Raw genomic sequence first — 25,880 nt, forward strand, 5'->3', positions numbered from 1 at the left:
TAACGGCACGCGCGGACCCTGCCCCCTCCCACCGGATGCGGTGGACTGATGCCGCAGGCGATCACGGCGTCGCACAGACCGCCACGTGATCCTCCTCCCCGATGCGGGGGCAGCCGGCCCGCGGCCGTCGCTGGAGCGACGATCGCGGGCCGGCTGTATGACATCCCTGAATCAGGCGGGGATCATGCCATGCGGGTCGATGATGAACTTCTCCGAGGCACCGGCATCGAACTTCGCGTAGGCGTCGGGGGCCTCGTCGAGGCTGATGACCTGGGTGTTGAGCATGTCGCTGAGGTACGGCATGCGGTCCCACAGGATCGACATCATCAGCTCACGGTTGTAGTGCATGATCGGGGCCTGGCCGCCGGAGATCCGAGGCGACTTGATCCACGCCTTGCCGAAGTCGAGCGAGAAGGTGCCCTCCTGCTCGGCCTTGGAGGAGGCCAGCGGGTCGGGGCCGTAGACGCCGACGATGCCGGTGGCACCGCCTGCGCGGGTGGCATCCATGACCTGGTTGATGGCGTGGGCCGGGTTCATGTCCTCGGCCTCGCGGCCGATCCCGTGGGCTTCGTTGCCGACGTAGTCGACGGCGCAGTCCACCATGGGTTCGCCGAGGATGGCCTCGATCTGGTCGGTCAGCGGCACGTCCTGGTTCAGGTCGATGGTCTCGCAGCCGTTGTTCTTCACCAGGTCCAGCCGGTCCTGATGGTAGTCACCGACGATGATGCAGGAAGCGCCCAGGAGACGGGCCGCCGCGGCGCCGCAGCGTCCCACAGGTCCGGCGCCGGCGATGTAGACGGTTGATCCGGGCTTGGCCCCGGCCTCCATGAGGCCGTGGAACGCGGTGGGCAGGATGTCCGACAGAAGGGCGAGGTCACGGATCTTCTCCATGGCCTGGTCCTTGTCCGGGAAGCGGAGCAGCTGGAAGTCGGCGTAGGGGACGAACAGGTACTCCGCCTGCCCGCCCTGGAAATCACCCAGGTTGAACCCGTAGGCGCCGCAGGCCGCGTCGGGGTTCACGGTCTCGCACGCCTCGGTGTGGCGGGCGCGGCAGTTCCGGCATCGGCCGCAGGCGACGTTGAAGGGGACCGAGACCAGGTCGCCCTCGGAGAGGAACTCGACGTCCGGGCCGACCTCGATGACCTCGCCGGTCATCTCGTGCCCCATCACCATGCCCTGGGGGACGGGGAAGGACCCGCGGTAGATGTGCAGGTCGGAACCGCAGATGTTGGTGGCGACGATCTTGAGGATGACGCCGTGCGGGGCGCTCTTACCGTTCGGCATCTCGAGCTTCGGGAAGTCGAGGGACTCGACGCGCATGTCCTTGACGTTCTGGAACACGACGGCGCGGTTGCTGCTTGCCATGACGTTCTCCTCCAGTTGGGGATGGCCCGGTCACGGAAGTGCCACGGTCATACGGATGCCCGTCGCCCGTGACCTCGGCTCTCTTCGAGCGTAGGGCAGACGGAACCTCGCGTCCACCGAGTTGCCCGCCGCGGCTGCGGCGACAGGCGCCACGGGCAGATGGACCGTGGAGGACCGGGGCATGCACCGACCGATCGGTGGAACGCGTTGCTAGTGTCGCCGGCATGGTCGAAGCACGCAGGTCCGCATCGTCGGACTCCACACCCGTTCAGCCCGACGTGCAGGTTCTCGGCGCTCGCCAGCACAACCTCCAGGACATCGACCTGACGGTGCCTCGTGACGCGCTGGTGGTGTTCACCGGCGTCTCGGGCTCGGGGAAGTCCTCCCTGGCCTTCGGAACCCTGTTCGCGGAGTCCCAGCGCCGCTACCTCGAGTCCGTCGCTCCCTACGCTCGTCGCCTGATCGACCAGGCCGGCGTCCCGGACGTCGACTCCATCACGGGCATGCCGCCGGCCGTCGCTCTTCAGCAGCAGCGTGGAGGTCGCAGCGCACGGTCCTCGGTGGGCAGCATCACCACGCTCTCCTCGCTGGTGCGCATGCTCTACTCCCGGGCCGGCCACTACCCCGAAGATCAGCCGATGCTCTACGCCGAGGACTTCTCCGCCAACACGGTGCAGGGCGCATGCCCGGAATGCCACGGCATCGGCCGCGTGTACGAGGTCACCGAGGACACGATGGTGCCGGACCCTTCCTTGACGATCCGCGAGCGGGCCATCGCCTCCTGGCCGACGGCCTGGCACGGCCATCAGCTGCGCGATGTCCTCGTCGCGCTCGGCTACGACGTCGATGTGCCCTGGAAGGATCTGCCGAAGGAGGATCGGGACTGGATCCTCTACACGGACGAGACGCCGTATGTCCCGGTCCACTCGCGGCTCACACTCTCCGAGGCCCGGGCCGCGACCGCGGCGGGCGTCGAACCGAGCTACTCGGGCACCTTCGTCGGCGCGCGTCGGTACGTGCTCGACACGTTCGCGAACACCAAGAGCGAGTCGATGAAGCGGCGCGTGGCGGAATTCCTCTCGGTTGCTCCCTGCCCCGCCTGCCAGGGGAAGCGGCTGAAGCCGGAGGCCCTGTCCGTGACGTTCGACGGCCTCGACATCGCAGATCTCTCCGCTCTGCCCCTCGCGGAGCTCTCGACGCTGATCGACCAGGCGGTCGAGCGAGCTGCCGGCGCTCTCGACGGGGCTGAGTCGGCGGGCCGCACAGGTGGCCAGGCTGACCGACCCGACGCCGGGAAGCGGATCGACGCCGGAGGATCCGCCCCCGCGGCCGTCGAGGACGCGCGCATGTCCCCTGACCGCTCGGTCGAGAAGCTGGCCGCGACAGCGCGATTAGGCGCGGAGCTCGTCAACAGAATGCGTCCGATCATCGATCTGGGTCTGGCGTACCTCTCCCTGGGCCGCACCACCCCCACCCTCTCCGGCGGCGAGCTGCAGCGACTGCGGCTCGCGACCCAGCTGACCTCTGAGCTGTTCGGTGTGGTCTATGTGCTCGATGAGCCCTCCGCGGGTCTCCATCCGCAGGACGTCAGCGCCCTGCTCGGCATCCTCGACGGGCTCAAGCGCCGGGGCAACAGCCTGTTCGTGGTGGAGCATTCGATCGATGTGATGCGGCACGCGGACTGGCTGGTCGACATCGGGCCCGGCGCGGGTGAGCGCGGCGGGCGTGTCGTCTACAGCGGGCCCTTCGAAGGGCTCGCCGAGGTGGAGGAGTCCGTCACCCGCGGCTATGTCTTCGGGGGCAGCGGCCTGCCCCGCCGGACGCCTCGCGAACCGAAGGGATGGCTGAGGCTCGAGCACGTCACGCGCAACAACCTGCGCGACGTGTCGATCTCCTTCCCGCTCGGGGTGTTCACCGCCGTCACCGGAGTGTCGGGATCAGGCAAGTCCAGCCTGGTCAGCCAGGCACTGCCCGCGCTGCTCGGCGAACGGCAGGGACGAGCAGACCAGGCGGAGGACGCCGCCCCCGCCGAAGGGGACGAGCTCCTGCTGTCGGACGAGCCCGACGAGCTCGAGGGAGAGATCCGCGGCGACGTCGCCGGGGTGCGCCGCGTCGTGAGCATCGACCAGAAGCCCATCGGTCGCACCCCACGCTCGAACGTCGCCACCTATACGGGACTGTTCGACCACGTGAGGCGGAGGTTCGCGGAGACGCCCGAGGCTCGCGCTCGCGGGTACAAGGCGGGCAGATTCTCCTTCAACGTCACCGGCGGACGCTGCCCTACCTGCAAGGGCGAAGGATCCGTCATGGTGGAGCTGCTCTTCCTCCCCTCGGTCTACACCGAGTGCCCTGACTGCCACGGCACCCGCTACCAGTCCAGCACGTTGGAGATCGCCTGGCGCGGCCGCAACATCGCGGAGATCCTCGCCATGAGCGTCGAGGAGGCCCACGACTTCTTCCACGGCGAGTTCGACATCATGCGGTCACTCGCGGCGCTGGTCGACGTCGGCCTCGGGTATCTCCGTCTCGGGCAGCCGGCCACCGAGTTGTCCGGAGGTGAGGCGCAGCGGGTGAAGCTCGCCTCCGAGCTCCAACGATCCCAGCGCGGGGACACCCTCTACGTCCTGGACGAGCCGACCTCCGGGCTGCACAGCGCCGATTCCGACCGGCTCGTGACGCATCTCCAGACCCTCGTGGACGCAGGCAACACCGTCGTCGCGGTCGAGCTCGACATGCGCATCGTCGCCGTGGCCGACCACGTCATCGACCTCGGACCCGGGGCGGGGGACGATGGCGGCACGGTGGTCGCCTCGGGCACGCCCGCGCAGGTCGCCTCGTCCGGAGCCGGTGCGTCGGCACCGTACCTCGAGGCCGCGCTCCAGGAGGCCACCTCCCGGATGTGAGAGTCGTACGGCTGCGACGAGGGCGATGACCTCGCGCAGGGAGCGCATCGGACGAGCAGGCTGCGTCACCTGATCGGTGACCCTCGAACGACGCTGACCGGACGTCCTGCTGCGGCGTCGACGCCCTCGTGCCCCCGGCATCCCGGAAACCCGGAGCCCCGGAGCCCCCTGACGTACGAGGTCTACACTGGCGAAGGGTCAGGCGCTCACATTCGGCCAGGCCCCGGCGAAGAAGGCCCACCGTCGATGGCGGAACGTCAGCGACGACCTCCGGGCCGAAGTTTCTTCACCGTCTCCCGGGATCCGGCCCGAGAGTCGGCAGCCGACACCCGCCGGCACTCCGATGAGCGCAACGACGACTGCACGCGAGTCGTCCTGCACCCGAACCACGTTGCCCGGTACGGACAGCGTGCGGCCCGCCCGTACAGGCAGGCCGTCACCTCCCACAGAACGGAGCAGAACATGGCAGACGAACTTCGAGGGAAGCGGATCGCGATCCTGGCCGCGGACGGCGTCGAGCGCGTGGAGCTCGAGCAGCCGCGACAGGCTCTTCAGGACGCCGGGGCCACGACCGTGCTGCTCTCGCTGCACGAGGGCGAGATCAAGGCCCGCGAGAACGACCTGGACGAGGCCGGGACATTCTCGGTCGATGCCCTGGTGAAGTCCGCCTCGGCCGATGAGTACGACGCCCTGCTGCTTCCCGGCGGTACGGTCAACCCCGATCAGCTGCGCATGGACACCGACGCCGTCGGATTCGTGCGCGACATCGTGGTCGCCGACAAGCCGGTCGCCGCGATCTGCCACGGACCGTGGACTCTGATCGAGGCCGGTGTCGCGAAGGGTCGGACGCTGACCTCGTACCCGAGCATCCGCACCGACCTGCGCAATGCCGGGGCGAACGTCGTCGACGAAGAGGTGGCGCGCGACGGGAACCTGATCACCAGCCGCTCGCCCGAGGATCTCCCGGCCTTCAACGCCGCGATGGTCGAGCTGTTCAGCCAGGACAAGTGAGGAAACCATGATCAACACTGCATTGTCAGTCGTCGTGCACGCCAAGCCGGGGAAGGAGCAGGACGTCGCGGACTTCCTCCGCGGCGCCCGCCCCATCGTCGAGCAGGAGGAGGGTACGCGGGCCTGGTTCGCGCTGCAGTTCGACGAATCGACCTTCGGGATCTTCGACGTGTTCCCCGACGACGAGGCTCGCCAGACCCATCTCTCCGGTGGCGTCGGACAGGCACTCGCTGCGCAGGGAGCGGATCTGTTCAGCACCGAGCCGAGCATCCAGAACGTCGATGTGATCGCGTATAAGCTGCCCGGCGAGACCGCCTAAAGCATCAGCCTGGATTGACACCGGGGTGCGGCCCCGATCGGCTCCACAGCCGTGGCCACGGCTGTGGAGCCGATACCCGGGGCGTCCCGATCCAGGACCGTGCGAGGTGCGCTGCCCGCTTGCGGCCGATGGTCCTCTCAGTCGGGCAACCAAACCGCCATGCACCGGGGTCGTACCATGTGTCGCCCCCTTCCCCCATCCCCCCCCCCCCCCCCTCCCCCCCCCCCCCGATACCCGGGGCGTCCCGATCCAGGACCGTGCGAGGTGCGCTGCCCGCTGGCGGCCGATGGTCCTCTCAGCGGGGCACCCAGACCGCCATGCCGCCCCGCTGTCGCATCAGGCCCTCCTCGATGGGCGGCAGGACAGTGCTACCTCCGTGGCGCCGCGCGCGCTCGATGGCCGTCGCCGAGGCCGACGGTCCCGGCGCGGACCTGCGGGCGCTCGAGGGGTCCCCAGGTGGGCTCGGGGTCGACGCACTCCCGTTCCCGTCGGATCCCTTAGCCTCGCTGCATGTCTCCGACCACCGACCCGTCGGCCCCCGCGCCCCGCCCTGAAGACCACTCCGACGAGCCGCCCTCCTCGAGCCGCTTCCAGCGCCTGGACGGGCAGGCGGTGCGCCGCTCGGCCGCGGCACTCGAACACCGCATCATGACCCGCTTCCCCGATCGCACTCTGTGGGAGGTGTGCCGGGAGGTGGTGGGGCTCGTGGACGAGATCAACGCCGGCACCGGTATCAGCCGCCGACGGGTGCGGCTCGCCCGACTGCTCTCACGGCTCGCGATGCTCGCGGTCGCGCTGTTCCTCGGTGGTGCGGTCGCGCTCGCGACGGTGGACCTGTTCGCGGAGCGCGACGTGCTGGGCCCGCTGGACATGCTCCCGCTGCTCGAGACGATCATCAACGACCTCGTGTTCGGCGGGATCGCGGTGTTCTTCCTGCTACGGATCCCCGAGCGGATGGAGCGGGCGCGCGTGCTGCGGATCCTGCACCGACTGCGCTCGCTGGCCCACGTGATCGACATGCACCAGCTCACCAAGGTGCCCGAGCGGCTCGAGCGGGGCTCCCGGGAGGACGGCGGGCTGGACCTCGACCGCGCGGAGCTGACCCGCTATCTCGACTTCTGCACCGAGATGCTCTCGCTCGTGGGCAAGAGCGCGGCCCTGTTCGCGGAGCACACCACCGACGGGGACGTGCTCGACGCGGTCGAGGGGATCGAGGCGCTGACCTCGGACATGGCCCGTAAGGTGTGGCAGAAGATCGGGATCATCCAGCAACAGGCCTGAGAGGGGACGCGGATGGACGGGGTCGACCTGCAGGAGATCGCCCGGGCCCGGGCGCTGGAGCTGCCCGCCGCCGGCTTCGAGCGGCCCTTCGGCCCCGAGGTCGACGTCGCGAAGGTGCTGGGGAAGGTGTTCCTCCTGCTCATCCCGGTCCAGGAGATCCCCGTCGTGGTGCTGAAGGCGGAGCCGCGCGATGCGGAGGTGCTGCGCGCGACCCATCCGGAGATCACCCCCGGCTATCACATGAACAAGCGGCACTGGATCACGCTGAACCCGGGCGGCACGCTCACCGAGGAGTTCGTGCGGGAGCTGGTGACCGACTCGTACCTGCTGGTGGTGGAGACGCTGCCGAGAGCGCGTCGGCCGGTGGACCCGGAGACCTTCCTCGCCGGCGACCCCGGCTCCCCACGGGCCGACGGGCCCGTCGCACCGGTCGACGGGCCGGCGGCATGATCGGCCGCGCGCTCCGCGGAGCGGGCTGGGTGCTCCTGATCCCGGGCCTGCTCGGCGCCACGGCCCTGCTCGTCCTTCGCCAGGTCACCGTGGTGCACACGTGGCACGAGTACCTCATCGCCGCGTCGAGCTTCATCCCCCTGCTGTGGGTGCCGCTGCTGATCGCCTGCCTCGGCCTGGTGCTCGTGCTCCGCTCGTGGTGGCGGCTGCTCGGCGCGTCGGCGACCCTCGCGCTCGCCGTGACCCTCGCCTGGCCGATGCTGCCCGGTCCGGAGCGGGAGGCCGTCCCCGAGATCATGGCGCCGGGGACGCTGAGCGTGCTCTCGCTCAATGTCGAGTACGGCAGTGCGGACGTGGAGGAGCTCCGCGGCCTCTCCCGGCAGGGGGTGGACGCCGTCGCGATCCAGGAGATCACCCCGGACTTCGAGGCGAGCCTGGCCGCGGCCGGGATGTTCGAGGCCTTCCCGCACCGCGTCGGCACCTCCCGGGAGGGAGCCGGCGGGACCATGCTGCTCTCCCGCACCCCGGTCGACCTGGTCGCCAGCACCGAGGGCACCGTTTTCGACAACCTCCTCGCCACCACCACGGTCGACGGCAGCCTCTGGCACCTCGGCGTGATCCACACCGCGCCGCCGCAGATGGGCGCCGAGGCCTGGACGCGGGATGCCGCCGCGGTCGGCGAGATGGTCGCGCCGTTCGCGCAGAAGAACTTGCTGCTGGTCGGGGACTTCAACGCGATCGAGCAGCATCACACGATGCGGGAGCTGACGGCCGACGGTTCCCTGCACAGCCTCGCCGTCGCAGGGCGCGGGCGGGGCGAGGGGCTGTGGGAGCCGACGTGGCCCGTCGGCCGCACCGCGCCACCCTTCGCGCGGATCGACCACGCGCTCGCCGGGGAGGGCGTCTCGGGCCCGGTGCCGACCTACCTGACCGTTCCGGGCACCGACCACCGGGCGCTGCTGGTTCGCGCTGCCCCGGCGCTCGGAGGCACCGCGACCGACGCGGTCTCCTGACAGTTCAGGCGCTCTCGGCGCGGCGCACCATCTCGCCGATCCAGATCGGGGCGAAGGGCGAGGTGCAGTTCGGCGGGGTCGGGTAGTCCTTCAGCACCTCGAGCCGCTCGCCGATCGCGATGGCGCGCTCGCGGCGGGTCGCATCGTGGATGCCGATCTCGGCGAGGCACTGGTTCATCGCCCACTGCAGGCGCTCGGGGGCGTCCTTCATCTCCGCCTCGATCTGATCGAGGAGGGCGTCGAGATCGAGGCCGTCCGGCACCTCGCCGGAGGGGGCTTTCGCCACCCGGTCGCTGGTCAGCGCCCAGCCGGCGCTCGCGACGACGGGATCGGCGTCGGCGAACCAGGCCGTACGGAGCGCCTCGCGGTGAGGGCTCTTCTTCCCGAGGTAGCTGACGAGCCACTCGTGGACCTTCGGGGTGGGTGCCTCGCGCAGCATCGCATCGAGTTCCGCCTCGCTGTACTGCGTGGGCCGGGAGATCAGCAGGGCGAGCAGCTTCGGGGTGGAGTCCTCGGCGGGGGTCTGCCACAGGGCGCGGGCGAGATCGGGCTGGGTCTTCAACCGCTTCGCGACCGCGCGGAGCTTCGTGAGGTTCACGGCGTGGTCGTCGCCGTGCTTCGCGTTGACCGCGCGCATGCGGTCGTCGGCGAGCGCGGAGAGTTCCTCGTGGAGCGCGGCGACCTCGGCGGCGAGCTCGGACTCGGTGCGCTGCGGGGCGGCGGTCATGGGTGCTCCTGCGGGATCTCGGGGGCATCCAGGATACGGCTGAGCGCCGTGACCAGCTCCTCGCGGGGGCGTGCCGCCTCGAGCCGATGCGCCCGGGGACGGCCCGCGAGGAGGCTGTCGAGCGCGGTGGCGTGGACGGCGGCGTCGGCCGGTCCGACGTGACGATCGTTGGCGGCCTGCTCGGGCCGGTCGGGCGCGGCCCGCCGAGCGGCCAGGCGCTCGGCGAGAGTCGACGGATCGGCCACGAGCGCGGCCTCGACGAAGCGCGCCCCGTGCTCCTCGGCGAGCGCCTCGAGCTGGTCGAGGAACGCGGTGCGCGCGAGGTACTGACCGATCAGCACGTCGTGCCCGTCGGCGAGGTGTCGACCGGCGAGGGCGAGCGCGAGGCGCCGTGCCTGGAGGCCCGCGGCCGGGAGGTCCTCCTCCCACTCCCCGAGGGAGTGCTTCAGCTGGTCGACGTCGAGGGCGAGCGCGAGGGGACGCCGCGCCGCGAGGAGCGCGGCGAGGGTGGACTTGCCGCTGCCGGGCGCGCCGTTGAGCAACAGGAGGACGGGGGCGTTCATCCCGGCAGTCTCTCGCGGCGGCCGTGGCGGCGGGTCCGGGGCGCGCCCCGGTCTTTGCTTACCACTTTGTGGCTAGTCCCGCCTCCCCCCCCCCCCCCCCCGCCGTCGCTCGTCGGTCGGTGCTCTGCCCGCCGCTGCCGGCCGGATCCTCGGGATCAGCCGACGCTCGCGCGCGGCGCGCCGATGCCCGGATCGATCCTCGGCATCTCGCCCGCCCCGGGGCGGATGTCGATGTCGAAGATGTCCAGCGGCAGGTAGACGGTCGCGCAGGCGTTGGGGATGTCGACCACGCCCGAGAAGCGTCCCTCGATCGGCGCGGCGCCGAGCAGGAGGTAGGCCTGCTCGGCCGACCAGCCGAAGGTGGTCAGGTACTCGATCGCGTGCAGGCACGCCCGCTGGTAGGCGAGGTGCGAGTCGAGATAGCGCTGCTCGCCGTCGAGGGTGACCGAGGTGCCGGAGAAGCTCAGCCACCGCGAGTGCTGCGGCGCGGTGTCGCCCGGCATGAAGATCGCGTTCTCGGCGACGTTGTACTTCTCCATCCCGCCGGGGATCACGTCGACGTGCAGGTCGATGAACCCGCCCATCTCGATGCCGCCGCAGAAGGTGATCTCGCCGTCACCCTGGCTGAAGTGCAGGTCGCCGACGGAGAAGTTCGCCCCGTCCACGAACACCGGGTAGAAGATCCTCGTGCCGCGGGTGAGGTTCTTGATGTCCTGGTTGCCGCCGTTCTCGCGCGGCGGAGCGGTGCGTGCGCCCTCCCCCGCGACCCGGTCGAACTCGCCGTCGGGGACCCCGCCGAGGATCGCGCCGTCCGGCTCGGGCGGCAGGGCGAGGGCCGGCACGCGGTCCGGGTCGGTCGCGATGAGCGCCGCCTCGCGGGAGTTCCACCTCCCCAGCAGTTCCGGCGAGGGGGCGGTGCCCATGAGGCCGGGGTGGATCATGCCGGTGAACTCGACGCCGGGGACGTGGCGGGAGGTCGCCCTCTCACCGCGGAAGTCCCACACGGCCTTGTAGGCGTCGGGGAACTGGTCGGTGAGGAAGCTGCCGCCGTTGCGCTTGGCGAAGATGCCGGTGTAGCCCCAGCCCTGCCCCGCGAGCGGGCCGTCGTCCTCCTGCGGGATCGGGCCGACGTCGAGGATGTCCACGATCAGCAGGTCGCCGGGCTTCGCCCCCTCGATGCGGAAGGGGCCGGAGAGGGTGTGGACCGTGTTCAGAGGCGCGGTGGCGACGTCCTCGGCGGAGTCGTCGTTCTTGATGTACCCGTCGAACCATTCGCGGCAGTCCACGCGGAAGGTGTCGCCGGGCCTGACGCTGACGGCCGGCGGGATGTCCGGGTGCCAGCGGTTGTGACCGAGGATCTTCTGCTCGGTGAAGGGCTTCGCGGAGTCGAGGGGGAACACGTTCTGGGGCATGCTTCTCCTTCCACAGCGACGGGTCCGCGGATCGGCCCCGCCGGGTCCTGGGCCGCGTTCAGGGACGCGGCAACCGCGCGTGGCGCGGGTCCGTCGAGGTGCGGGTCGCGGCGGGGCGGGCGCCGGGGACGCGGTCGACGACGGCGGGTTCGTGGGCGCTCCTCGCCGTGGAGTCGAGCAGCGTCCCGGCGGTCGAGCCGAGGCGGCCGAGGCGCGGGGCGCTCATCCGCCGGCGGGCCGGCGCCCCGCAGTCGGGGCAGACGGGGTACTCGTCGCGGGCGCTGATGGGCACCGACCTCTCGTACTCGTGCGCGCTCTCGCAGCGGAACTCGTAGATCGGCACCGGGCCCTCCTGTCGCCTGCATCACTTCGCCGTGATGACCCCACCATAGGCAACTCGCGGCGGTTCCGCGACGTCTCGGGCGATCGGGCGGTCGCCGGAGGGGACCGGGCCGGTGCCGGGCGCGGAGCAGGGGCTGGGCGGGAGCCGGCTCAGAGCGGGAGCTTGAACCCGAGGTGGCTCGGGGCGTACCCGAGCCGGGTGTAGAAGCGGTGGGCGTCCGTGCGGGCGGCATCGGTGGTGAGCTGGGCGAGGGCGGCGCCGTGCTCGCGCCCCCAGCGATGGACCCACTGCATCAGCGCGGTCCCGAGGCCGCTCCCCCGCGCGTCGGCGGTCACGCGCACCGACTCGATCTGGAGGCGCATCGCCCCTTCGCGGGAGAGGGACGGCAGCAGGGTCAACTGGAGCGTGGCGAGCAGCGCGCCCGCCTCGTCGCGCGCCGCGAGCAGGAGATGCGCGGGATCCTGGTCGATCGCCGCGAAGGCCCGGCGATAGGGGCCGAGCTCCGAGGCCTCCCGCTCCCGGCCCAGCACGTCATCGGCGAGCAGGGCGACGATCTCGGGCAGGTCCGCCTCGCGCGCGCGGTGCAGTGCGACGGGGCCGGTGGGGAGTTCCAGGATGTCCAGAGCGGTCATCACGCCATTGTGCGCGCGCCCGCCAGGAGGTGGGCACGCGCTCCGGGTACCCGTCCTCGGCACAATGGCCTCATGAACGCGTCCCCGTCCTCCGCCACGCCCTTCTTCCCCGGCTCGCCGCGGCAGGCGCAGCTGTCCTTCTCCGATCAGCCCGCCTGGATCGTGGCCGACGAGGTCGTGGGCGGCTGGGCCCTGCTGATCGGCGGGGTGGAGCAGTCTCATGTGGATCTCGAGGACCCGACGCGCCTGGTCCACGAGTACCTGCGACGGATGGGGAACGTGCTCGACGCGGTGCTGCCGGCCGGGGAGCCGCTGCGCATCGCGCACCTCGGCGGCGGGGCGCTGACCCTGGTCCGGTACGTGCAGGCGACCCGGCCCGGCTCGGAGCAGCTGGTGGTCGAGATCGAGCGGGAGCTGCCCGGCCTCGTCACCGCGGCGCTGCCGCTGCCGGAGGGGACCGATCTCGAGGTCGTGATCGGGGACGCGCGGGAGGAGCTCGCCGCCCGGACGGACAGGCGCTTCGATGCGATCGTGCTCGACGTCTTCTCCGGGGAGGAGTCCCCCGCCCATCTGGCGACCGCCGCGTTCTACGCCGAGGCGCTCGCGCACTTGGATGCGGACGGTCTGCTGCTGGTGAACGTCGGGGACGACGCCGGCCAGCGCTTCCTCGCGGCGCAGGTGCGCGAGCTGGAGGAGGCGGCGGCGGGCGCGGGCCTGCCCGGGGTGTGGGCGCTCACCGACGCGCAGCTGCTGAGCCGCCCGGCCGACGGCAACGTCGTGCTGCTCGCGGGCGGGGCGCTCGCCTCCCCCGAGGTGGAGGAGTGGCGTGCGGCCTGGCTCGCGGCGGGACCTCATCCGGCGGCCGTGCTGGACCCTGTGGAGACCGAGCGCGCCTTCGGGGCGGGGCGCCCGCGCACCTGATCAGCCGCGGCGCGAGGAGACAGAGCTGCGCGGCGGGCGGAGAGGCTGTGCCCGGCTCCGACGAGCGCCCGCGCTACGGTGACGCCATGGAGCACGAGGAGCCGCTCGAGGGAGGGAACGCGACCACCGGGGTGGTCCGCGTCGGCGCGACGGTGCGCAAGCCCTGGGAGCACGCCACGCCCGCGGTCCACGAGCTCCTGCGCACCGTTGCGGCCGCAGGGATCGACGTCCCCGCACCGCTCGGACGGGACGAGCGGGGCAGACAGATCCTCGAGTACGTCCCCGGCGCCCTCGCCCTGGGAGTGCCGCGGCTCTCCGAGAGCGAGCTGACCCGGGTCGGGGCGATGATCCGCGCCATCCATGACGCCTGCGAGGGGTTCCGCCCCGCGGAGGAGCCGGGCTGGGTCCCGCTGATCCCGCAGCCGGGGGCCGACGCGGATCTGGTGTGCCACGGGGATCTCGCCCCCTGGAACCTGGTGATCGGCGAGCGCTGGGTGTTCATCGACTGGGACGGTGCGGCGCCGAGCACGCGCCTGTGGGACCTCGCGTATTCCGCCCAGGCCTTCACCCTCAACGACGTGGAGGAGAGTCCCCACTCGGCGGCGCCCCGCCTGGCCGCGCTGGTCGACGGCTACGGCGCAGGCCCCGCGCTGCGCGCCGAGCTCCCGGCGGCGATGGCGGAGCGCACCACGGCGATGCACGAGCTCCTGCGCCGCTCCCATGCCGAGGGTCGCGAGCCGTGGGGGACGATGTTCACCACCGGGCACGGCGCGCACTGGCGCGCCGTGGCCGAACACGTCGCCCGGCACCGGGAGGTCTGGGCCGGGGCGCTGCGACGCTGAGCGCGAGCGGGCCGGAGGGGTCAGGAGTCCCGGGAGGAGAGGACGCAGAACTCGTTGCCCTCGGGATCGGCGAGGACGGTCCAGGTGACCTCGTCCTCGTCCTGACCCACGTCCACCCGGCGAGCGCCGAGCGCAATCAGCCTCTCGATCTGCGCCTCCCGGTCGTCCTCGAGATGCGGGGCGAGATCGAGGTGCAGCCGGTTCTTCACGGCCTTGCGCTCGGGCACCGCGACGAAGCACAGCCCCGGCGGCGTCCGATGCCACTCCGCGGCAGGGACCGACTCCCGCTCCCGGATCTCGGGCGGGAGGTCGCCGGGGATCACCACTGCCTCCTCGGCGGACTCGAAGACCACCTCGCCCTCGAGCGCCTGCGCCCACCAGCGGGCCTGGGCGGTCGGGTCGATGCTGTCGAGGACGACGGTGTACCAGCGCAGCCTCATGGCGGCCTCCCGGGGCAGGGACCGTGCACGGTGCAGGGTCCGAGGAGATCACCGTAGGCCCGGCGGATCCTCCGCGGAAGGGATCCGGCGAGACCGGCGGCGCGTCGGAGACCGACCCCTCCGACCGCCCCCTCGGGCGTCGGACCCCCTCCCTAGGGTGCGAGCATGTCGCGCACGCGTCCTTCCCCCGCACGCCCCGTCCTCCCCCAACGGCCCACCACCGGCCCCGCCTCCCCGCAGGCGGAGCGGGAGCGGATCCGCACGCTGCTGCTCGAGAGCCGCCCGGATCTGCACCGTCGCCTGCAGGTCTCGCCGAGCGGCGCCCTGCTCATCCCCCTCGCCCCGGGGCGCAGCATCGAGATCGGGCGGATGCGGCGTCGCGGGGTGGCGCGCTGGGTGGTCGCCGCTCCCACGGCCGACGGCGCCCACCTGCACGAGCCGGCGACCCTCCCCGCCGTGGTGCGGACCGTGCTGGCGGCGCTGGGCCGCGCTGAGCGGCAGGATCGCCCCGCGCCGCGCTGACCACCGGCCCTGCCGGTGTCGGGCCAGCCCGACATCGCCCGGCCCGGTGGCAGGATGGGGGCCGGAGCCGTCCGGCACCAGAGTGGAGCCATGACCTCGATGACCCTCCCCCACCCGTCGTCGGACCCCGCCGCGCAGCCGGCGCGCCCCGTCCCGCGGTGGACGCCGGGCCCCTGGGCCTCCCGGATCGGCCGCTTCCTCGCCTACTCGTTCCTCGCCGTGGTGCTCGGCGCCGTCGGCTTCTCCCTCGTGATCACGCTGCTCGCGGCCGGCATCGGCACCGTGGTGGTGTGGATCGGCCTGCCGATCCTGGTGGGCGGCGTGCTCGTGGCCCGCGGCTTCGCGAGCGCCGAACGGGCACTGCAGTCCGTCGTCCTCGGTCACCACCTGCCGACCCCGCTGCCGAAGCGGTCACCGGCCGGAGCCGGCTGGATGCGGCGGACGGTCACCCCGCTCACCGACCCCCAGCGCTGGCTGGACTCGCTGTGGGTGCTGGTGAACTTCCTCCTCTCGCTGATCACCTTCCCCCTCGCGCTCGCCTGGGTCCTCGGCGCGATCGGGACCGTCGGCGGACCGCTCGCGACCCTGATCCTCGAGAACGTGCTGCCCGCCGACGACCGCAGCGCCTTCGCGGACCTGCTCGGCTTCACCGGGCCCCTGGCACTGACCATCGACATCACGCTCCAGGTCGTCGTAGGCCTGCTCTTCCTGCTCACCGTCGGCCCGGTGACGAGGGGCCTGGCTACTCTGCACCGCAGCGTCGGCCGCGGCCTGCTGAGCTCCCGCTACGAGGAGCAGCAGCTCCTGGTGCGCGCCGAGGAGTCGCGCGCGGCGGGCCGCTCCGCCGAGTCGAATGCCCTGCGACGGCTCGAGCGGGATCTGCACGACGGCCCCCAGCAGCGCCTGGTGCGCGCCTCGATGGATCTGGCGCGCGTCGAGGCGCTCGCCGCCAAGGACCCGGAGCGAGCGCAGCAGGTGCTGCGCGAGACCCGCGAGCAGCTCGGCTCGACCCTGGACGAGCTGCGTCGGCTCTCCCGCGGCATCGCCCCGCCGATCCTCGTGGACCGGGGGCTGCCCGCCGCGCTGCAGGAGCTCGCCGCGATCTCCCCCCTCCTCACACGGGTCGAGGTGCCCGAGCTCGATCTGCCCGAGCACGTCGAGATCGGCCTCTACTACGTCGCCTCCGAAGCCCTGACCAATGCCGCCAAGCACTCCGGCGCCACCGAGGTCGTGGTGGAGGTGGCGCGGATCGGGGAGGATGTGCGCGTGAGGATCCAGGACGACGGACGCGGCGGGGCCGAGCTCCGCATCGGCGGCGGGCTCGCCGGGCTCGCTGGGCGGGTCGCCTCGCTCGAAGGCCGCCTCGACGTCCGGTCGCCCGCCGGGCACGGCACCCGGATCGAGGCGGTGATCCCGTGCGGGTCCTGATCGCCGACGACTCCGCGCTGCTGCGCGAGGGGCTGCGCCTCCTGCTCGAGGAGGCCGACCACGAGGTGGTGGGCACCGCCGCGACCGGCACCGAACTGGTCGTGAAGGCGCTGGACCTGCGGCCGGACCTGGTCATCTCCGACATCCGGATGCCGCCGTCGCACAGCGACGAGGGGCTGCGGGCCGCGCAGGAGATCCGTGCCAGCTGGCCCGAGGCGCCGATCGTGCTGCTCAGCCAGTACGTCGTGGTCGGCTACGCGACGGAGCTGATCGAGTCCGGGGAGCGGGCGACCGGCTACTTGCTCAAGGATCGCGTGTTCGACCTGCGCGGCTTCCTCGAGTCGATCGAGCGGGTCGCCGCGGGCGGTGTCGCGATCGATCCCGACGTGGTGGCCCAGGTGCTCGCCTCCCGGCGGCGCACCCCGCTCGACGACCTCACCCCGCGCGAGCGGGAGGTGCTCGAGCTGATGGGCGAGGGGCTCACGAACGCCGGCATCTCGCAGCGTCTGTTCCTCAGCACCGGGGCGGTCGAGAAGCACACCCAGCGCCTCTTCGCGAAGCCCGGGCTGAGCGAGGACTCCGGGGTGCACCGCCGCGTGACCGCGGTGCTGACGCTCCTGGGGCGGTGAGGACCGGGCCCGACGCCGGGCTCAGCGCAGCTTGCGCGCCAGCGTCGTGATGACGTGCCAGTGCTTGCGGTCCTCGAGGAAGCGGCCGTCCTCGTCGCGGATCGAGCGGTCGATCACCTGGAAGTCGCGGAACATCTCGTCGACCTGCTCGAGTGGGAGGGTCGCGATGTCCGGTCGGTCCGCCCAGGTGTCATTGACGCCGAAGACGTCCACCGCCATCACCCCGCCGCGGGGCAGGGCGTCCACGAGGCGCTGCCAGGTGACCGCGAGCGCCTCGGGTCCCAGCAGGGACAGCGTGTACGTCGAGTAGACGATCTGCGCGGCGGGGAACTCCTCGACCTCGGCGATGTCCCCGTGGTGGAAGCGCACCGAGCCGGACATCCGCTCGTTCTCGACGAGCCGGGCGGCGAGGGTGTCATCGGTGTCGTAGGCGTGCACGGTCCAGCCGTGCCGCGCGAACTGCAGGGAGTCGGCACCGGCACCGGCACCGAGGTCCAGCACCACCCCGGGATGGCGCTGGCCGCCCGCGGCCGCGATCGCTTTCGAGACCAGGCGGCGCGCAGGACGACCCGCCGCGTGGGCGTTCAGCGCCGCCCAGTCCACCTTCTGCGCCGTATCCATGCCTGCCAGGCTGTCCCACCGTGATTCCTTATTCAACTTCTCGTGACCCAGGACGCCCCGTTTTCGTCATAGGCGAACACAACCCGTCGCGAACCCCCATCGCACGGCTTCCCGACATCGGGTCGGACGGCGCCGCCTACTATGACTGCCATGCCTGACGCTCCTGCGCGGATCGCCGCGATCTCCCTGCACACCTCGCCGCTCGAGGAGCCCGGCGGCGCGGACGCCGGCGGCATGAACGTGGTGGTCCTCGAGCAGTCCCTCGCCCTCGCGCGGCGGGGCCACGCGGTCGACCTGTTCACCCGCCGCCGCGATCCCGACGCCCCGGCCGTCGTCGAGGTGGCCGCGGGGGTGCGGTTGCACCATCTCGACGCCGGCCCCGCCGCCCCGCTCGCGAAGAGCGCGATGGAGCAGGCGATCCCCCCGTTCCGCGAGGCGCTGCAGGCGGCGCTCCGCGCCGGCGGCCATGACCTCGTCCACTCCCACCACTGGTTCAGCGGGGTGGCCGCCCTGCCGGTGGCGCAGGAGCTGGGGCTCCCGCACCTGCAGTCCTTCCACTCGGTCGCCGCGCCCGACGGCTCAACGACCCTCGACGCCGGGGAACCGGCGGAGTCTGCGGGCCGCATCCCCGGGGAGCGTCTCACCGCCGCCGCCTCGGACCTCGTGGTCGCGGTCTCCGAGGCCGAGGCGCGCACGGTCGCCGAGCGCTACGGCGTGCCCGGGGAGCGGCTCAGCGTGGTCCGCCCGGGCGTCGACGTCGAGCGTTTCCGGCCCTGCCCCGATCTGTCCTCCCGGCGCGAGCGGCCGACGCTGCTGTTCACGGCGCGGCTCCAGCCGCTCAAGGCCCCCGATCTGGCGCTCGAGGTGCTCGCCCGCCTCGACCCGGCCCTCGACGCCCGGCTGCTGCTGGCCGGTGGGGTCTCGGAGGACTTCCGCGACTACCGCGACGAGCTCGAGCGCCTCGCCGCGGATCTGGGGATCGCCGATCGCGTCGAGTTCGTCGGCTCGCTGGACCGCGACCGGCTCGCCGAGTCGATGCGCTGCGCGGGCGCCCTGCTGCTGACCAGCTGGTCCGAGACCTTCGGCCTCGTCGCGCTCGAGGCGCAGGCCTCGGGCACCCCGGTGCTCGCCTGGTCCTGCGCCGGTGGCGTCAAGGAGGCGGTGGGGCCGGGCGGTGTGGTCCTCGAGTCCCGCGACCCCGACGTCTGGGCGGAGTCCGTGGAGACCCTGCTCGGTGACGCCGAGGGGTACGAGCGCGCCGTCGCCGCCTCCCGCGAGTTCGCGGCGACCCGCACCTGGGATGCCGCGGCCGCCCAGCTCTCCGCCCTGTACCAGGGGCTCGTGCGCCCGGAGGGGACGGCATGAGCACCGATCCCTGGGCGCTGCTGGACGCTGCGCGCACGGTGCTGGTCGTCCACGCCCACCCCGATGACGAGACCCTGTCCACCGGGGCGCTGCTCGCCGACCTCGCCGCCCGCGGCACGCGCGTGGTGCTGCTGACCGCGACCCGCGGCGAGGAGGGCGAGATCGTGCCCGGCGCCGTCGACCCCGCCGATCCGCGTCCCCTCGCCGAGATCCGGGACGACGAGATCGCCGCGGCGACCTCCGCCCTCGGCATCCCCGAGCGGCACCAGCTCGGCACCGCCCCGGCCCTCGCCGCGGGGGCCGCCCCGCGGATCTACCGCGATTCGGGGATGCGCTGGATCCGGGAGGGCCTCGCGGGCCCGGCCGTGAGCTCCGGGGAGGACGCCTTCACCCGACGCCCCGAGGAGGACGCCGTCGCGGACCTCCTCGCCCTCCTCGACCACGTACGACCCGAGGTCGTGATCGGCTACGACGACGACGGCACCTACGGGCACCCCGATCACGTGCACGCCCACCGGGTGACCGCGGCCGCCTGCGCGCGAGCGGGGCTGCCGATGCTCGAGATCGCGAGCGGCGAGGAGCCGTCCGCGGCCGACGAGGGAGCCGCCGGCTTCTCCTGGAGGGAGCACCCCGGGGTCGCCGCGTCGGTGCGCCGTGCGGCGGAGGCCTATCGCACGCAGTTCACCGTCCTCGGGGAGGACCCGTCGGGCGACGGCACGCTGCGGATCCGTCACGTCGGCGGCCAGGACGACGCGGTGCGGATGCTCACCGGCCTGCGCGTGCGCTGCTGACCGCCGCGACCAGGTCCACCGCGCCCACCGCGCCGCTCAGAGGGTGACGTCGAGGAGCGTCGGCAGGTGATCCGAGGCGCCGGCGAGGCGCTCGGCGGGGACCCGGGTCGTGGCCGTCACGGCGCGCGCCGCGCGCACCCGCACGTCCGGCGTGGTGAGCACCGCGTCGATTCGACGCTGCGGACGGGCCGCCGGGAAGGTCCACTCGCTCTGCGCGGCGGGGTCGTGCAGCAGCGGCTCCAGCAGCGTGCGCGCCGCGCCGTCGGCCGTCTCGTTGAGATCGCCGCCGATGATCACCGGAGCGCCCGCCCCGCGCACCAGAGCCGCGACGTGCTCGGCGTGGGCGAGGCGGTTGTCCTGCTGCAGCGCGAAGTGGATCGAGGAGACCACGACCGCTCCGCCGCCCGGCACGGACAGCCGTACCGCTGCGACACCGCGCGGGTAGGTCGAGTTCAGGTCCGAGAGGGTCTGCGCGACGGGATGGGCGCCCCGCCGGATCACCTGGGCGGCGACGGCGTCGGTGGCGAGGATCGCGAGACCCCGGCCCCCACCCCCGCCCACCAGGATCCGCCGGTCCAGTCGGCGGGCGAGCCACTGCAGGCGCAGGGTCGGCAGCACGAAGCGCGGGGCCTCCTGCACGAGCAGCACGTCGGGCGCGAGATCCTCGACGGCCTCGATCAGGGCCACGAGGTCCCCGCGCAGCTCCCAGAGGTTCCAGGCCATGATCCGCAGGTCCCAGCCGTGGCCGGTCATCGCGCCCGCCCCTCGCCGCTTGCCGGCGCTGACTCGGGGGCGACCATCGGGGCGATCACCCGCTCGACGAGGCCCTCGAGCTCGTCGACCTCGTACCCGGGCCAGCCGAAGAGCACCCGGCGCCACTCGGGCGGGACCGCCTTGTCGCCGAGGGCCGCCCCCACCAGGGAGCCGGTGATGCAGGTGACGGTGTCGGTGTCGTAGCCGGCGCGGGCCGCCGCGTCGAGCGCGCGCACGAGCATCTCGCGCTGGGCGAACTTCCCCTCGGGGATGGGACCGGCAAGGGTGATCGCCGACCACGCCGCCTGGAAGGCGCCGACCACCCAGCCGTTGCGGCGGAAGTGCGCCGGATGCGCGCGCTCGGCCTCCTCGATCCGCTCCGCCCAGAGCTGTCGGCGCTCCTCGGGCAGCTGCGGGAGGGCGACGCGCACGTCGAGCTCGCCGGTGAGGATCGCGTGTCGCACGGCGAAGCCCCACAGCAGGCACGCCTCGAGGGTGTCCTCGTGCACATGTGTGAGACGACACACGAACTCGATCGCCTCGGCGAGGTCCTCGTCCGGGGAGAGCAGGTAGGGCAGCACGCTCGCGTGCACGCGCATGAGCGAGCCGTTGCCAGCGTTCGCGGGGAGGTCCTCGTGGGCGGCCTGCGCCGCGGCCCGGAAGTCGGCGGCACGGGGCGCGTAGTGGCCCGCGGCTCGTGCGTGGTCCGCGGCACGGCGCACGACGGTCGAGGTCAGGGTGCCGATGTCGGGGGTTCCGAGCGACCAGGAGTACCACTCCCGGGCGATGTGGTCCTGGGCGGACTCGACCCGCAGGTCGTGGCCGTCCGAGGCGGCGGCGGCGGCCTCCAGGACCACGATCGCCATCGAGGTGTCGTCGGTCCACTCCCCCGGTTGCCAGCCGAGGATGCCGCCGCCGATCATGTCGATGTCCTCCGAGTCCAGCACCGGGGCCTGGAACTCGTAGGGCGCTCCGAGGGCGTCGCCGGTCGCCGCGGCGACCACCGTCCCGACGGCGCGCCGACGCTGTCGGGGGTCGAGCCCGCTGCTGTCGGTCCTGGCTGCATCGGTTCTCACGAGCCACATCGTTCCACACCTCTCCCGCGCTTCCTGGGGTGATGCCTGATCCCGGTACCCTGGAGGGGATATCGAAGGAGCTCCATGACCGAGACCCCCGACGCCCTCGGGACCCCCGCGTCGGCCCCCGCCGCCGACCCGCACTGCGACGACCCCCACGACCACACCGGTCACGACCATCCGCCCACCGGCGCGGACCTCGTGCGGGACCTCGTCCGCGGCCTGTCGATCCAGGCTCTGCTGATCCCCTTCCTCGGCGTCCTGCTGCTGCTCGCGATCCTGCCCTTCGCGCCCACCAGCCCGGTGACCCTGCTCATCGGCATCCTGCTGGGCGCCGCGCATCTCGCCTCGCTCGTCGCGACCAGCCTTTTCGTCGCCCGCACCCGCCGCCAGCTGGCCGTGAACCCCGGTCTGCTCGCGGTGCGCAGCGCCGTCGAGGAGCTGCTGCGCGTCGCCGCGGTCCTCCTCGCCCTCGTGCTGTGGCCCGGGGACTTCCGCGCCGAGCTCGGCATCTGGATCGGGGCCGGCGCGGCGCTGGTGTGGCTCGCCCTCGCCACCGTGCAGACGGTCACCACACGGCGCCGCATCGCGCGACCCTCGGAGTGGTCCACGGAGGCGGTCGGGACCCTGCTCGCGCAGCGCGTCGGCGCCCGCTCGACCGTGATCATGCGCCTGCTGGACGTGCTCGGTGTGGTGCTCTTCCAGGTCAGTGCGACCGTGCTGGTGATCCTCTCCCCCGTGCTCGTGATCGGCACCGCCGTGCTGTCGGTCGGCTCCGGCCTGTCGACCCTCGTGCTGCAGCGCCGCCCGCCCGCCGAGCGCGCCCGCACCCCGTGGGCCTACGTCCCCCTCGCGATCGGCGTGCTCACCCTCGCCCTCGCCGCCCTGGGCCTCGCCCCGATGTGACCCCTCCGCGGCGGGGAAGGGCGTGTCTGTCCTCCCTTTTTTTTCCCCCAAACCTCCGGGGACACCACCGGCCCCTTCACTGCCTGGGCCCTCGCCAAAGGGCGCCCCCTCCAGGGCGGGCCCGGCCGGGCCCGCCGCACCGTTTCCCGCCCCGAACCTCCAGGAGCCGATGATGACCTCTGCGACGCCGCCCGTGAACTCCATGGACTCCGCTGACCCCGCAGTCCCTGCTCCCTCCGGCCTCGACCTGTCCTCGGTCGACACCGGCATCCGGGTCCAGGACGACCTGTTCGGCCATGTCAACGGCGGCTGGCTGGCGCGCCACGAGATCCCGGCCGACCGCTCGACCGACGGCGCCTTCCACGCGCTGCGGGACCTCTCCGAGGAGCGGGTGCGGGAGATCGTGGAGGAGGCGGCGGACGCCCTGGACCCCGCGGCCCCCGTCACCACCGACGCCCAGCGGATCGGCGCGATCTACCGCCTCTTCATGGACACCGAGGCGATCGAGGCGGCGGGTCTCGGCGGGCTGACCGCCCTGCTCGACTCCATCGGCGGGGCGGCGGACCTCCCCGCGATCGTGCGCACCATGGCCGCCCCCGATGCCGGGACCAGCGCGCTGCTCGCCTACGTGTGGACCGATGACCACGATCCCAGTCGCTACCAGGTGCGCCTGCACCAGGGCGGTCTGGGCCTGCCCGATGAGTCGTACTACCGCGAGGAGCACTACGCGGAGATCCGCGAGGCCTACCGCGGTCATCTGGCGAACCTCGCCCGGCTCGCGGAGCTGCCGGGGCGGCCCGGCCTCGTCGAGGGCGATGCCGAGGCCCTCGCGGACGCCGTCTGGGGGCTCGAGACCCGGCTCGCCGCCTGCCACGTCGACGTGGTGCGCCTGCGCGACCGGGAGAAGTCCGCGAACCCGATGGACGCCGCCGCCCGGACCGAGCTCGCCCCCGCCTTCCCCTGGGACGCCTATCTCGAGGGGACCGGAGCGCCGGCGAGCGCCGTCGAGGTCGTGAACGTCGGCCAGCCCGAGTACGTCGCCGCCGCGGCCGAGCTGCTGGCCGGGGAGGATCTCGCGGTGCTGCGCAGCTGGCTCGCGCTGCACGCCGTCTCCTCCTACGCCCCCTACCTGCCCGCCGCCCTGGTCGACGAGGACTTCACCTTCTCCGGCACGGTGCTCTCGGGCGCGCAGGAGCTGCGGGAGCGGTGGAAGCGGGGCGTGGGCCTCGTCGAGGGCGCGGTGGGCTTCGCCGTGGGACGCGAGTACGTCGAACGGCACTTCCCGCCCGCGCACAAGGAGCGCATGGAGCAGCTCGTCGAGGCGCTCCTGGACGCGTACCGCCGCTCGATCTCGACCCTGGACTGGATGACCCCGGCGACCCGCGAGCGGGCCCTCGAGAAGCTCTCCGCCTTTACCACCAAGATCGGCTACCCCGAGGTGTGGCGGGACTACTCCGGTCTCGAGATCGTCCCCGGCGACCTGGTCGGCACAGTCCGCGCGGTGCGCCGGTTCGACGCCGAGTTCGACTTCGCGAAGCTCTCCGGTCCCGTCGACCCCACCGAGTGGCACATGACCCCGCAGACGGTCAACGCGTACTACAACCCGGGGGCGAACGAGATCGTCTTCCCCGCGGCGATCCTGCAGCCGCCCTTCTTCGACGCCGAGGCCGACGACGCGGTGAACTTCGGCGGGATCGGCGCCGTGATCGGCCACGAGGTGGGTCACGGCTTCGACGACCAGGGCTCGAAGTACGACGGCACGGGCGCGCTGGTCTCCTGGTGGACCGAGGAGGACCGCGAGGCCTTCGAGGCCCGTGCCGCCCGCCTCATCGCCCAGTACGACGGCCTCTCCCCGCGCGATCTGGACGACTCCCGCACCGTCAACGGCGGGCTGACCATCGGGGAGAACATCGGCGACCTCGGCGGCCTCACCATCGCCGTGGCCGCCTATCTCGCGACCCGCCCGGAGGAGGAGGCGGCGGCCGAGCTCGACGGGTTCACGGGTCTGCAGCGGCTCTTCCTGTCCTGGGCGACGGTGTGGCGCGGCAAGAGCCGGGAGCAGGAGGCGATCCGCCGCCTCGCGATCGACCCGCACGCCCCCATGGAGTTCCGCTGCAACACGGTCGCCTCGCACCTGGACGCCTTCCACGAGGCCTTCGGCACCGTGGCGGGCGACGGGATGTACCTCGCGCCCGAGGACCGGGTGCGGATCTGGTGAGGCCGGAGGCGCCCTTCTACGTCGGCACCACCCGCCCCTCCTCGGTGGGCTGGACCCGCATCGCCCTGACCCTGGTCGCCGGGGTCGTGGCGGTCGTGCTCGTCGCCGGCCAGCTGCCGATGCCGGTGGCCGTCGCCGCCGGCGCCGTCTTCGCGCTGCTGGCCCTGTGGACCTGGATGGGCCAGTGGACGCGCTTCATCGTCGACGGCCACGGCGTGACCGTGAGCCTCGGCGGGTTCCTGCCGCGCGCCCCGTGGCCGCTGGCCGACTTCCGCACCGTGCAGCTGCGGGAGGTCCCGTCCTCGAGCGTCGGGGTCACCGTCGGCGGCTTCGGCTGGCGACGCGGCCGCGCGATGGCCGCGACCCCCGAGCAGGTGCGCCCCGTCGGCAAGTTGAAGGTGTACACCCTCGGGGAGGTGCAGGCGCGGTACCGGCTGCTGGTGACCCGCTCGGGCACCCAGGTGGAGATCATCTCTCGCGAGGGCGATCACTACCTCCTCTCCCCCGTCGACGTGGAGGCCACCGCCGCGGCGATCGAGCAGGCGATCCGCGCGCGGCGCTGAGCACCCCCGGCTCGCGGTAGACTGCCCGTCGGTCATCCACTGACAGGGGAGCACCACCGGGGTGCTGAGAGTGCGCGCAGGCGCAGACCCTCGAACCTGATCCGGGTCACACCGGCGGAGGGAGTCGGGATTTCCGTGCGGGACCCCGCGTCCCGCACGCCCCTTCCGGGATCGGAAGGAGACGTGATGAACCGTTATCGCACCATCGACCTGCTGGTCACCGTCCTGATCGGCGCGGCCTTCGGGGTCGCGTTCATCGGCTACGGACTGCTGTACTCGTTGATCGACCCCCTCACCTCGGCGTTCGCGCCGGCGCAGGGGCTGCTCGCGGGGATCTGGCTGCTGCCGGCCGTGCTCGCGGGGCTCATCGTCCGCAAGCCGGGTGCGGCGCTGCTCGCCGAGATGGTCGCCGCGGTGCTGTCCATGCTGCTGGGCTCCCAGTGGGGCTGGGGCACGGCCATCTCGGGCCTCGTGCAGGGAGGCGGCGTGGAGCTGGCCTTCCTGCTCGTCGGGTACCGCCGCTTCACGCTCCCCGTGGCGATGCTCGGCGGCGTGCTCGGCGCGGCTCTCGAATGGGGCTGGGAGAAGCTCGTCTACTACCAGGAGATGAGCTGGTCGTTCTCGCTGATCATGCTCGGCTTCTTCCTGATCTCGGGGGCGCTGCTCGCCGGGGCGCTCGGCTGGGTCGCGACCCGCGCCCTCGTCGCCACCGGTGCCGTGGACTCCCTCGCCGCGGGTCGGGAGCACGCCCGCCGGCCCGCCGCGGCGCCGACGAGATGATGACGC

27 protein-coding genes and 1 riboswitch are annotated in these 25,880 nt (G+C 72.6%); of the genes, 17 read left to right on the forward strand and 10 right to left on the reverse strand.

The genetic code is table 11. The annotated features are described in order from the left end of the window. Positions 1 to 171: 171 nt before the first annotated feature. On the reverse strand, positions 172 to 1,365 hold the full coding sequence (locus tag V1258_RS12300; RefSeq protein ID WP_329749954.1) for an alcohol dehydrogenase catalytic domain-containing protein: 1,194 nt from the start codon (positions 1,363 to 1,365) through the stop codon (positions 172 to 174). A gap of 224 nt (positions 1,366 to 1,589) precedes the next feature. Here V1258_RS12300 and V1258_RS12305 point away from each other — a divergent pair, with 224 nt between their 5' ends. The 6 genes from V1258_RS12305 (at position 1,590) to V1258_RS12330 (ending at position 8,342) form a co-directional block, all read left to right on the forward strand. Further along, positions 1,590 to 4,268 (forward strand): excinuclease ABC subunit UvrA, encoded by a 2,679-nt coding sequence (locus tag V1258_RS12305; RefSeq protein ID WP_329749955.1) that lies wholly within the window; start codon positions 1,590 to 1,592, stop codon positions 4,266 to 4,268. Positions 4,269 to 4,730: 462 nt separating this feature from the next. Continuing rightward, positions 4,731 to 5,279: a type 1 glutamine amidotransferase domain-containing protein gene (locus V1258_RS12310; RefSeq protein WP_329749956.1), complete on the forward strand. Its 549-nt coding sequence runs from the start codon at positions 4,731 to 4,733 to the stop codon at positions 5,277 to 5,279. 7 nt (positions 5,280 to 5,286) lie between these two features. Then, the gene (locus V1258_RS12315; protein ID WP_329744912.1) at positions 5,287 to 5,598 is read left to right on the forward strand and encodes a putative quinol monooxygenase; all 312 of its coding nucleotides are present in this window, start codon (positions 5,287 to 5,289) and stop codon (positions 5,596 to 5,598) included. Positions 5,599 to 6,108: 510 nt separating this feature from the next. After that, the gene (locus V1258_RS12320; protein ID WP_329749957.1) at positions 6,109 to 6,879 is read left to right on the forward strand and encodes a hypothetical protein; all 771 of its coding nucleotides are present in this window, start codon (positions 6,109 to 6,111) and stop codon (positions 6,877 to 6,879) included. Between the two features lie 12 nt (positions 6,880 to 6,891). After that, complete coding sequence (locus V1258_RS12325) at positions 6,892 to 7,329, forward strand: MmcQ/YjbR family DNA-binding protein (RefSeq protein ID WP_329749958.1); 438 nt, start codon at positions 6,892 to 6,894, stop codon at positions 7,327 to 7,329. Beyond that, positions 7,326 to 8,342, forward strand: a complete 1,017-nt coding sequence (locus V1258_RS12330) for an endonuclease/exonuclease/phosphatase family protein (protein ID WP_329749959.1) — start codon at positions 7,326 to 7,328, stop codon at positions 8,340 to 8,342. Before V1258_RS12325 ends, V1258_RS12330 begins: the two co-directional genes overlap by 4 nt. A gap of 4 nt (positions 8,343 to 8,346) precedes the next feature. On the opposite strand, the gene V1258_RS12335 is transcribed toward V1258_RS12330, so the two are convergent. The 5 genes from V1258_RS12335 to V1258_RS12355 all read right to left on the reverse strand — a co-directional run bounded on the left by V1258_RS12335 (position 8,347) and on the right by V1258_RS12355 (position 12,019). After that, on the reverse strand, positions 8,347 to 9,069 hold the full coding sequence (locus V1258_RS12335; protein WP_329749960.1) for a DNA alkylation repair protein: 723 nt from the start codon (positions 9,067 to 9,069) through the stop codon (positions 8,347 to 8,349). Then, on the reverse strand, positions 9,066 to 9,632 hold the full coding sequence (locus V1258_RS12340) for an AAA family ATPase (RefSeq protein ID WP_329749961.1): 567 nt from the start codon (positions 9,630 to 9,632) through the stop codon (positions 9,066 to 9,068). The genes V1258_RS12335 and V1258_RS12340 overlap by 4 nt, the downstream gene beginning before the upstream one ends. Before the next feature lie 155 nt (positions 9,633 to 9,787). Further along, positions 9,788 to 11,044: a formamidase gene (gene fmdA / locus V1258_RS12345; protein ID WP_329749962.1), complete on the reverse strand. Its 1,257-nt coding sequence runs from the start codon at positions 11,042 to 11,044 to the stop codon at positions 9,788 to 9,790. A gap of 58 nt (positions 11,045 to 11,102) precedes the next feature. Next, positions 11,103 to 11,387 (reverse strand): FmdB family zinc ribbon protein, encoded by a 285-nt coding sequence (locus tag V1258_RS12350; protein WP_329749963.1) that lies wholly within the window; start codon positions 11,385 to 11,387, stop codon positions 11,103 to 11,105. A 149-nt stretch (positions 11,388 to 11,536) separates the two neighbouring features. Then, positions 11,537 to 12,019: a GNAT family N-acetyltransferase gene (locus V1258_RS12355; protein WP_329749964.1), complete on the reverse strand. Its 483-nt coding sequence runs from the start codon at positions 12,017 to 12,019 to the stop codon at positions 11,537 to 11,539. A gap of 72 nt (positions 12,020 to 12,091) precedes the next feature. Here V1258_RS12355 and V1258_RS12360 point away from each other — a divergent pair, with 72 nt between their 5' ends. Beyond that, a complete protein-coding gene (locus V1258_RS12360; RefSeq protein ID WP_329749965.1) occupies positions 12,092 to 12,940 on the forward strand; it encodes a spermidine synthase in 849 nt (282 codons plus the stop codon). Positions 12,941 to 13,026: 86 nt separating this feature from the next. Further along, positions 13,027 to 13,782 (forward strand): phosphotransferase, encoded by a 756-nt coding sequence (locus V1258_RS12365; RefSeq protein WP_329749966.1) that lies wholly within the window; start codon positions 13,027 to 13,029, stop codon positions 13,780 to 13,782. Between the two features lie 20 nt (positions 13,783 to 13,802). Here the strand turns inward: V1258_RS12365 and V1258_RS12370 are convergent, their stop codons facing one another. Then, the gene (locus V1258_RS12370; protein WP_329749967.1) at positions 13,803 to 14,222 is read right to left on the reverse strand and encodes a VOC family protein; all 420 of its coding nucleotides are present in this window, start codon (positions 14,220 to 14,222) and stop codon (positions 13,803 to 13,805) included. 165 nt (positions 14,223 to 14,387) lie between these two features. Between V1258_RS12370 and V1258_RS12375 the strand changes: the two genes are divergently transcribed. The 3 genes from V1258_RS12375 (at position 14,388) to V1258_RS12385 (ending at position 16,801) form a co-directional block, all read left to right on the forward strand. Then, the gene (locus V1258_RS12375; protein ID WP_329749968.1) at positions 14,388 to 14,744 is read left to right on the forward strand and encodes a hypothetical protein; all 357 of its coding nucleotides are present in this window, start codon (positions 14,388 to 14,390) and stop codon (positions 14,742 to 14,744) included. A 90-nt stretch (positions 14,745 to 14,834) separates the two neighbouring features. Beyond that, positions 14,835 to 16,172 carry a sensor histidine kinase gene (locus V1258_RS12380; protein ID WP_329749969.1) on the forward strand — a complete coding sequence of 446 codons (1,338 nt, stop codon included), beginning with the start codon at positions 14,835 to 14,837 and terminating at the stop codon, positions 16,170 to 16,172. Continuing rightward, on the forward strand, positions 16,160 to 16,801 hold the full coding sequence (locus V1258_RS12385) for a response regulator transcription factor (protein ID WP_329749970.1): 642 nt from the start codon (positions 16,160 to 16,162) through the stop codon (positions 16,799 to 16,801). The genes V1258_RS12380 and V1258_RS12385 overlap by 13 nt, the downstream gene beginning before the upstream one ends. Before the next feature lie 21 nt (positions 16,802 to 16,822). Here V1258_RS12385 and V1258_RS12390 read toward each other — a convergent pair whose 3' ends face one another. Beyond that, complete coding sequence (locus tag V1258_RS12390; protein WP_329749971.1) at positions 16,823 to 17,422, reverse strand: class I SAM-dependent methyltransferase; 600 nt, start codon at positions 17,420 to 17,422, stop codon at positions 16,823 to 16,825. A 150-nt stretch (positions 17,423 to 17,572) separates the two neighbouring features. On the opposite strand from V1258_RS12390, the gene V1258_RS12395 reads away from it, so the two are divergent. Both V1258_RS12395 and V1258_RS12400 read left to right on the forward strand, forming a co-directional pair. Beyond that, positions 17,573 to 18,787 (forward strand): glycosyltransferase, encoded by a 1,215-nt coding sequence (locus V1258_RS12395; protein ID WP_329749972.1) that lies wholly within the window; start codon positions 17,573 to 17,575, stop codon positions 18,785 to 18,787. After that, positions 18,784 to 19,578 (forward strand): PIG-L family deacetylase, encoded by a 795-nt coding sequence (locus tag V1258_RS12400; RefSeq protein WP_329749973.1) that lies wholly within the window; start codon positions 18,784 to 18,786, stop codon positions 19,576 to 19,578. Before V1258_RS12395 ends, V1258_RS12400 begins: the two co-directional genes overlap by 4 nt. Positions 19,579 to 19,614: 36 nt before the next feature. On the opposite strand, the gene V1258_RS12405 is transcribed toward V1258_RS12400, so the two are convergent. Together V1258_RS12405 and V1258_RS12410 are read right to left on the reverse strand one after the other, a co-directional pair. Continuing rightward, complete coding sequence (locus V1258_RS12405) at positions 19,615 to 20,331, reverse strand: endonuclease/exonuclease/phosphatase family protein (protein ID WP_329744897.1); 717 nt, start codon at positions 20,329 to 20,331, stop codon at positions 19,615 to 19,617. Next, positions 20,328 to 21,407 (reverse strand): ADP-ribosylglycohydrolase family protein, encoded by a 1,080-nt coding sequence (locus V1258_RS12410; protein WP_329749974.1) that lies wholly within the window; start codon positions 21,405 to 21,407, stop codon positions 20,328 to 20,330. The genes V1258_RS12405 and V1258_RS12410 overlap by 4 nt, the downstream gene beginning before the upstream one ends. A gap of 84 nt (positions 21,408 to 21,491) precedes the next feature. Between V1258_RS12410 and V1258_RS12415 the strand changes: the two genes are divergently transcribed. The 4 genes from V1258_RS12415 to V1258_RS12430 all read left to right on the forward strand — a co-directional run bounded on the left by V1258_RS12415 (position 21,492) and on the right by V1258_RS12430 (position 25,874). Further along, positions 21,492 to 22,313 carry a hypothetical protein gene (locus tag V1258_RS12415; protein ID WP_329749975.1) on the forward strand — a complete coding sequence of 274 codons (822 nt, stop codon included), beginning with the start codon at positions 21,492 to 21,494 and terminating at the stop codon, positions 22,311 to 22,313. Between the two features lie 172 nt (positions 22,314 to 22,485). Beyond that, complete coding sequence (locus V1258_RS12420) at positions 22,486 to 24,531, forward strand: M13 family metallopeptidase (protein WP_442878621.1); 2,046 nt, start codon at positions 22,486 to 22,488, stop codon at positions 24,529 to 24,531. Next, complete coding sequence (locus V1258_RS12425) at positions 24,528 to 25,094, forward strand: hypothetical protein (RefSeq protein WP_329749976.1); 567 nt, start codon at positions 24,528 to 24,530, stop codon at positions 25,092 to 25,094. The genes V1258_RS12420 and V1258_RS12425 overlap by 4 nt, the downstream gene beginning before the upstream one ends. Positions 25,095 to 25,128: 34 nt before the next feature. Then, positions 25,129 to 25,234, forward strand: a riboswitch (TPP riboswitch). 46 nt (positions 25,235 to 25,280) lie between these two features. Further along, positions 25,281 to 25,874, forward strand: a complete 594-nt coding sequence (locus tag V1258_RS12430; protein WP_329749977.1) for an ECF transporter S component — start codon at positions 25,281 to 25,283, stop codon at positions 25,872 to 25,874. Positions 25,875 to 25,880: the final 6 nt, after the last annotated feature.

Source organism: Brachybacterium sp. J153 (assembly GCF_036311905.1).
Classification (GTDB): domain Bacteria; phylum Actinomycetota; class Actinomycetes; order Actinomycetales; family Dermabacteraceae; genus Brachybacterium.

Coding starts and splice junctions, on each gene's coding strand:
- V1258_RS12360 (WP_329749965.1), top strand. CDS start 12,092: ATGAACGCGTCCCCGTCCTCCGCCACGCCCTTCTTCCCCGGCTCGCCG.
- V1258_RS12315 (WP_329744912.1), top strand. CDS start 5,287: ATGATCAACACTGCATTGTCAGTCGTCGTGCACGCCAAGCCGGGGAAG.
- V1258_RS12375 (WP_329749968.1), top strand. CDS start 14,388: ATGTCGCGCACGCGTCCTTCCCCCGCACGCCCCGTCCTCCCCCAACGG.
- V1258_RS12365 (WP_329749966.1), top strand. CDS start 13,027: ATGGAGCACGAGGAGCCGCTCGAGGGAGGGAACGCGACCACCGGGGTG.
- V1258_RS12430 (WP_329749977.1), top strand. CDS start 25,281: ATGAACCGTTATCGCACCATCGACCTGCTGGTCACCGTCCTGATCGGC.
- V1258_RS12320 (WP_329749957.1), top strand. CDS start 6,109: ATGTCTCCGACCACCGACCCGTCGGCCCCCGCGCCCCGCCCTGAAGAC.
- V1258_RS12335 (WP_329749960.1), bottom strand. CDS start 9,069: ATGACCGCCGCCCCGCAGCGCACCGAGTCCGAGCTCGCCGCCGAGGTC.
- V1258_RS12355 (WP_329749964.1), bottom strand. CDS start 12,019: ATGACCGCTCTGGACATCCTGGAACTCCCCACCGGCCCCGTCGCACTG.
- V1258_RS12390 (WP_329749971.1), bottom strand. CDS start 17,422: ATGGATACGGCGCAGAAGGTGGACTGGGCGGCGCTGAACGCCCACGCG.
- V1258_RS12330 (WP_329749959.1), top strand. CDS start 7,326: ATGATCGGCCGCGCGCTCCGCGGAGCGGGCTGGGTGCTCCTGATCCCG.
- V1258_RS12415 (WP_329749975.1), top strand. CDS start 21,492: ATGACCGAGACCCCCGACGCCCTCGGGACCCCCGCGTCGGCCCCCGCC.
- V1258_RS12300 (WP_329749954.1), bottom strand. CDS start 1,365: ATGGCAAGCAGCAACCGCGCCGTCGTGTTCCAGAACGTCAAGGACATG.
- V1258_RS12305 (WP_329749955.1), top strand. CDS start 1,590: ATGGTCGAAGCACGCAGGTCCGCATCGTCGGACTCCACACCCGTTCAG.
- fmdA (WP_329749962.1), bottom strand. CDS start 11,044: ATGCCCCAGAACGTGTTCCCCCTCGACTCCGCGAAGCCCTTCACCGAG.
- V1258_RS12395 (WP_329749972.1), top strand. CDS start 17,573: ATGCCTGACGCTCCTGCGCGGATCGCCGCGATCTCCCTGCACACCTCG.
- V1258_RS12405 (WP_329744897.1), bottom strand. CDS start 20,331: ATGACCGGCCACGGCTGGGACCTGCGGATCATGGCCTGGAACCTCTGG.
- V1258_RS12370 (WP_329749967.1), bottom strand. CDS start 14,222: ATGAGGCTGCGCTGGTACACCGTCGTCCTCGACAGCATCGACCCGACC.
- V1258_RS12310 (WP_329749956.1), top strand. CDS start 4,731: ATGGCAGACGAACTTCGAGGGAAGCGGATCGCGATCCTGGCCGCGGAC.
- V1258_RS12325 (WP_329749958.1), top strand. CDS start 6,892: ATGGACGGGGTCGACCTGCAGGAGATCGCCCGGGCCCGGGCGCTGGAG.
- V1258_RS12380 (WP_329749969.1), top strand. CDS start 14,835: ATGACCTCGATGACCCTCCCCCACCCGTCGTCGGACCCCGCCGCGCAG.
- V1258_RS12340 (WP_329749961.1), bottom strand. CDS start 9,632: ATGAACGCCCCCGTCCTCCTGTTGCTCAACGGCGCGCCCGGCAGCGGC.
- V1258_RS12420 (WP_442878621.1), top strand. CDS start 22,486: ATGACCTCTGCGACGCCGCCCGTGAACTCCATGGACTCCGCTGACCCC.
- V1258_RS12400 (WP_329749973.1), top strand. CDS start 18,784: ATGAGCACCGATCCCTGGGCGCTGCTGGACGCTGCGCGCACGGTGCTG.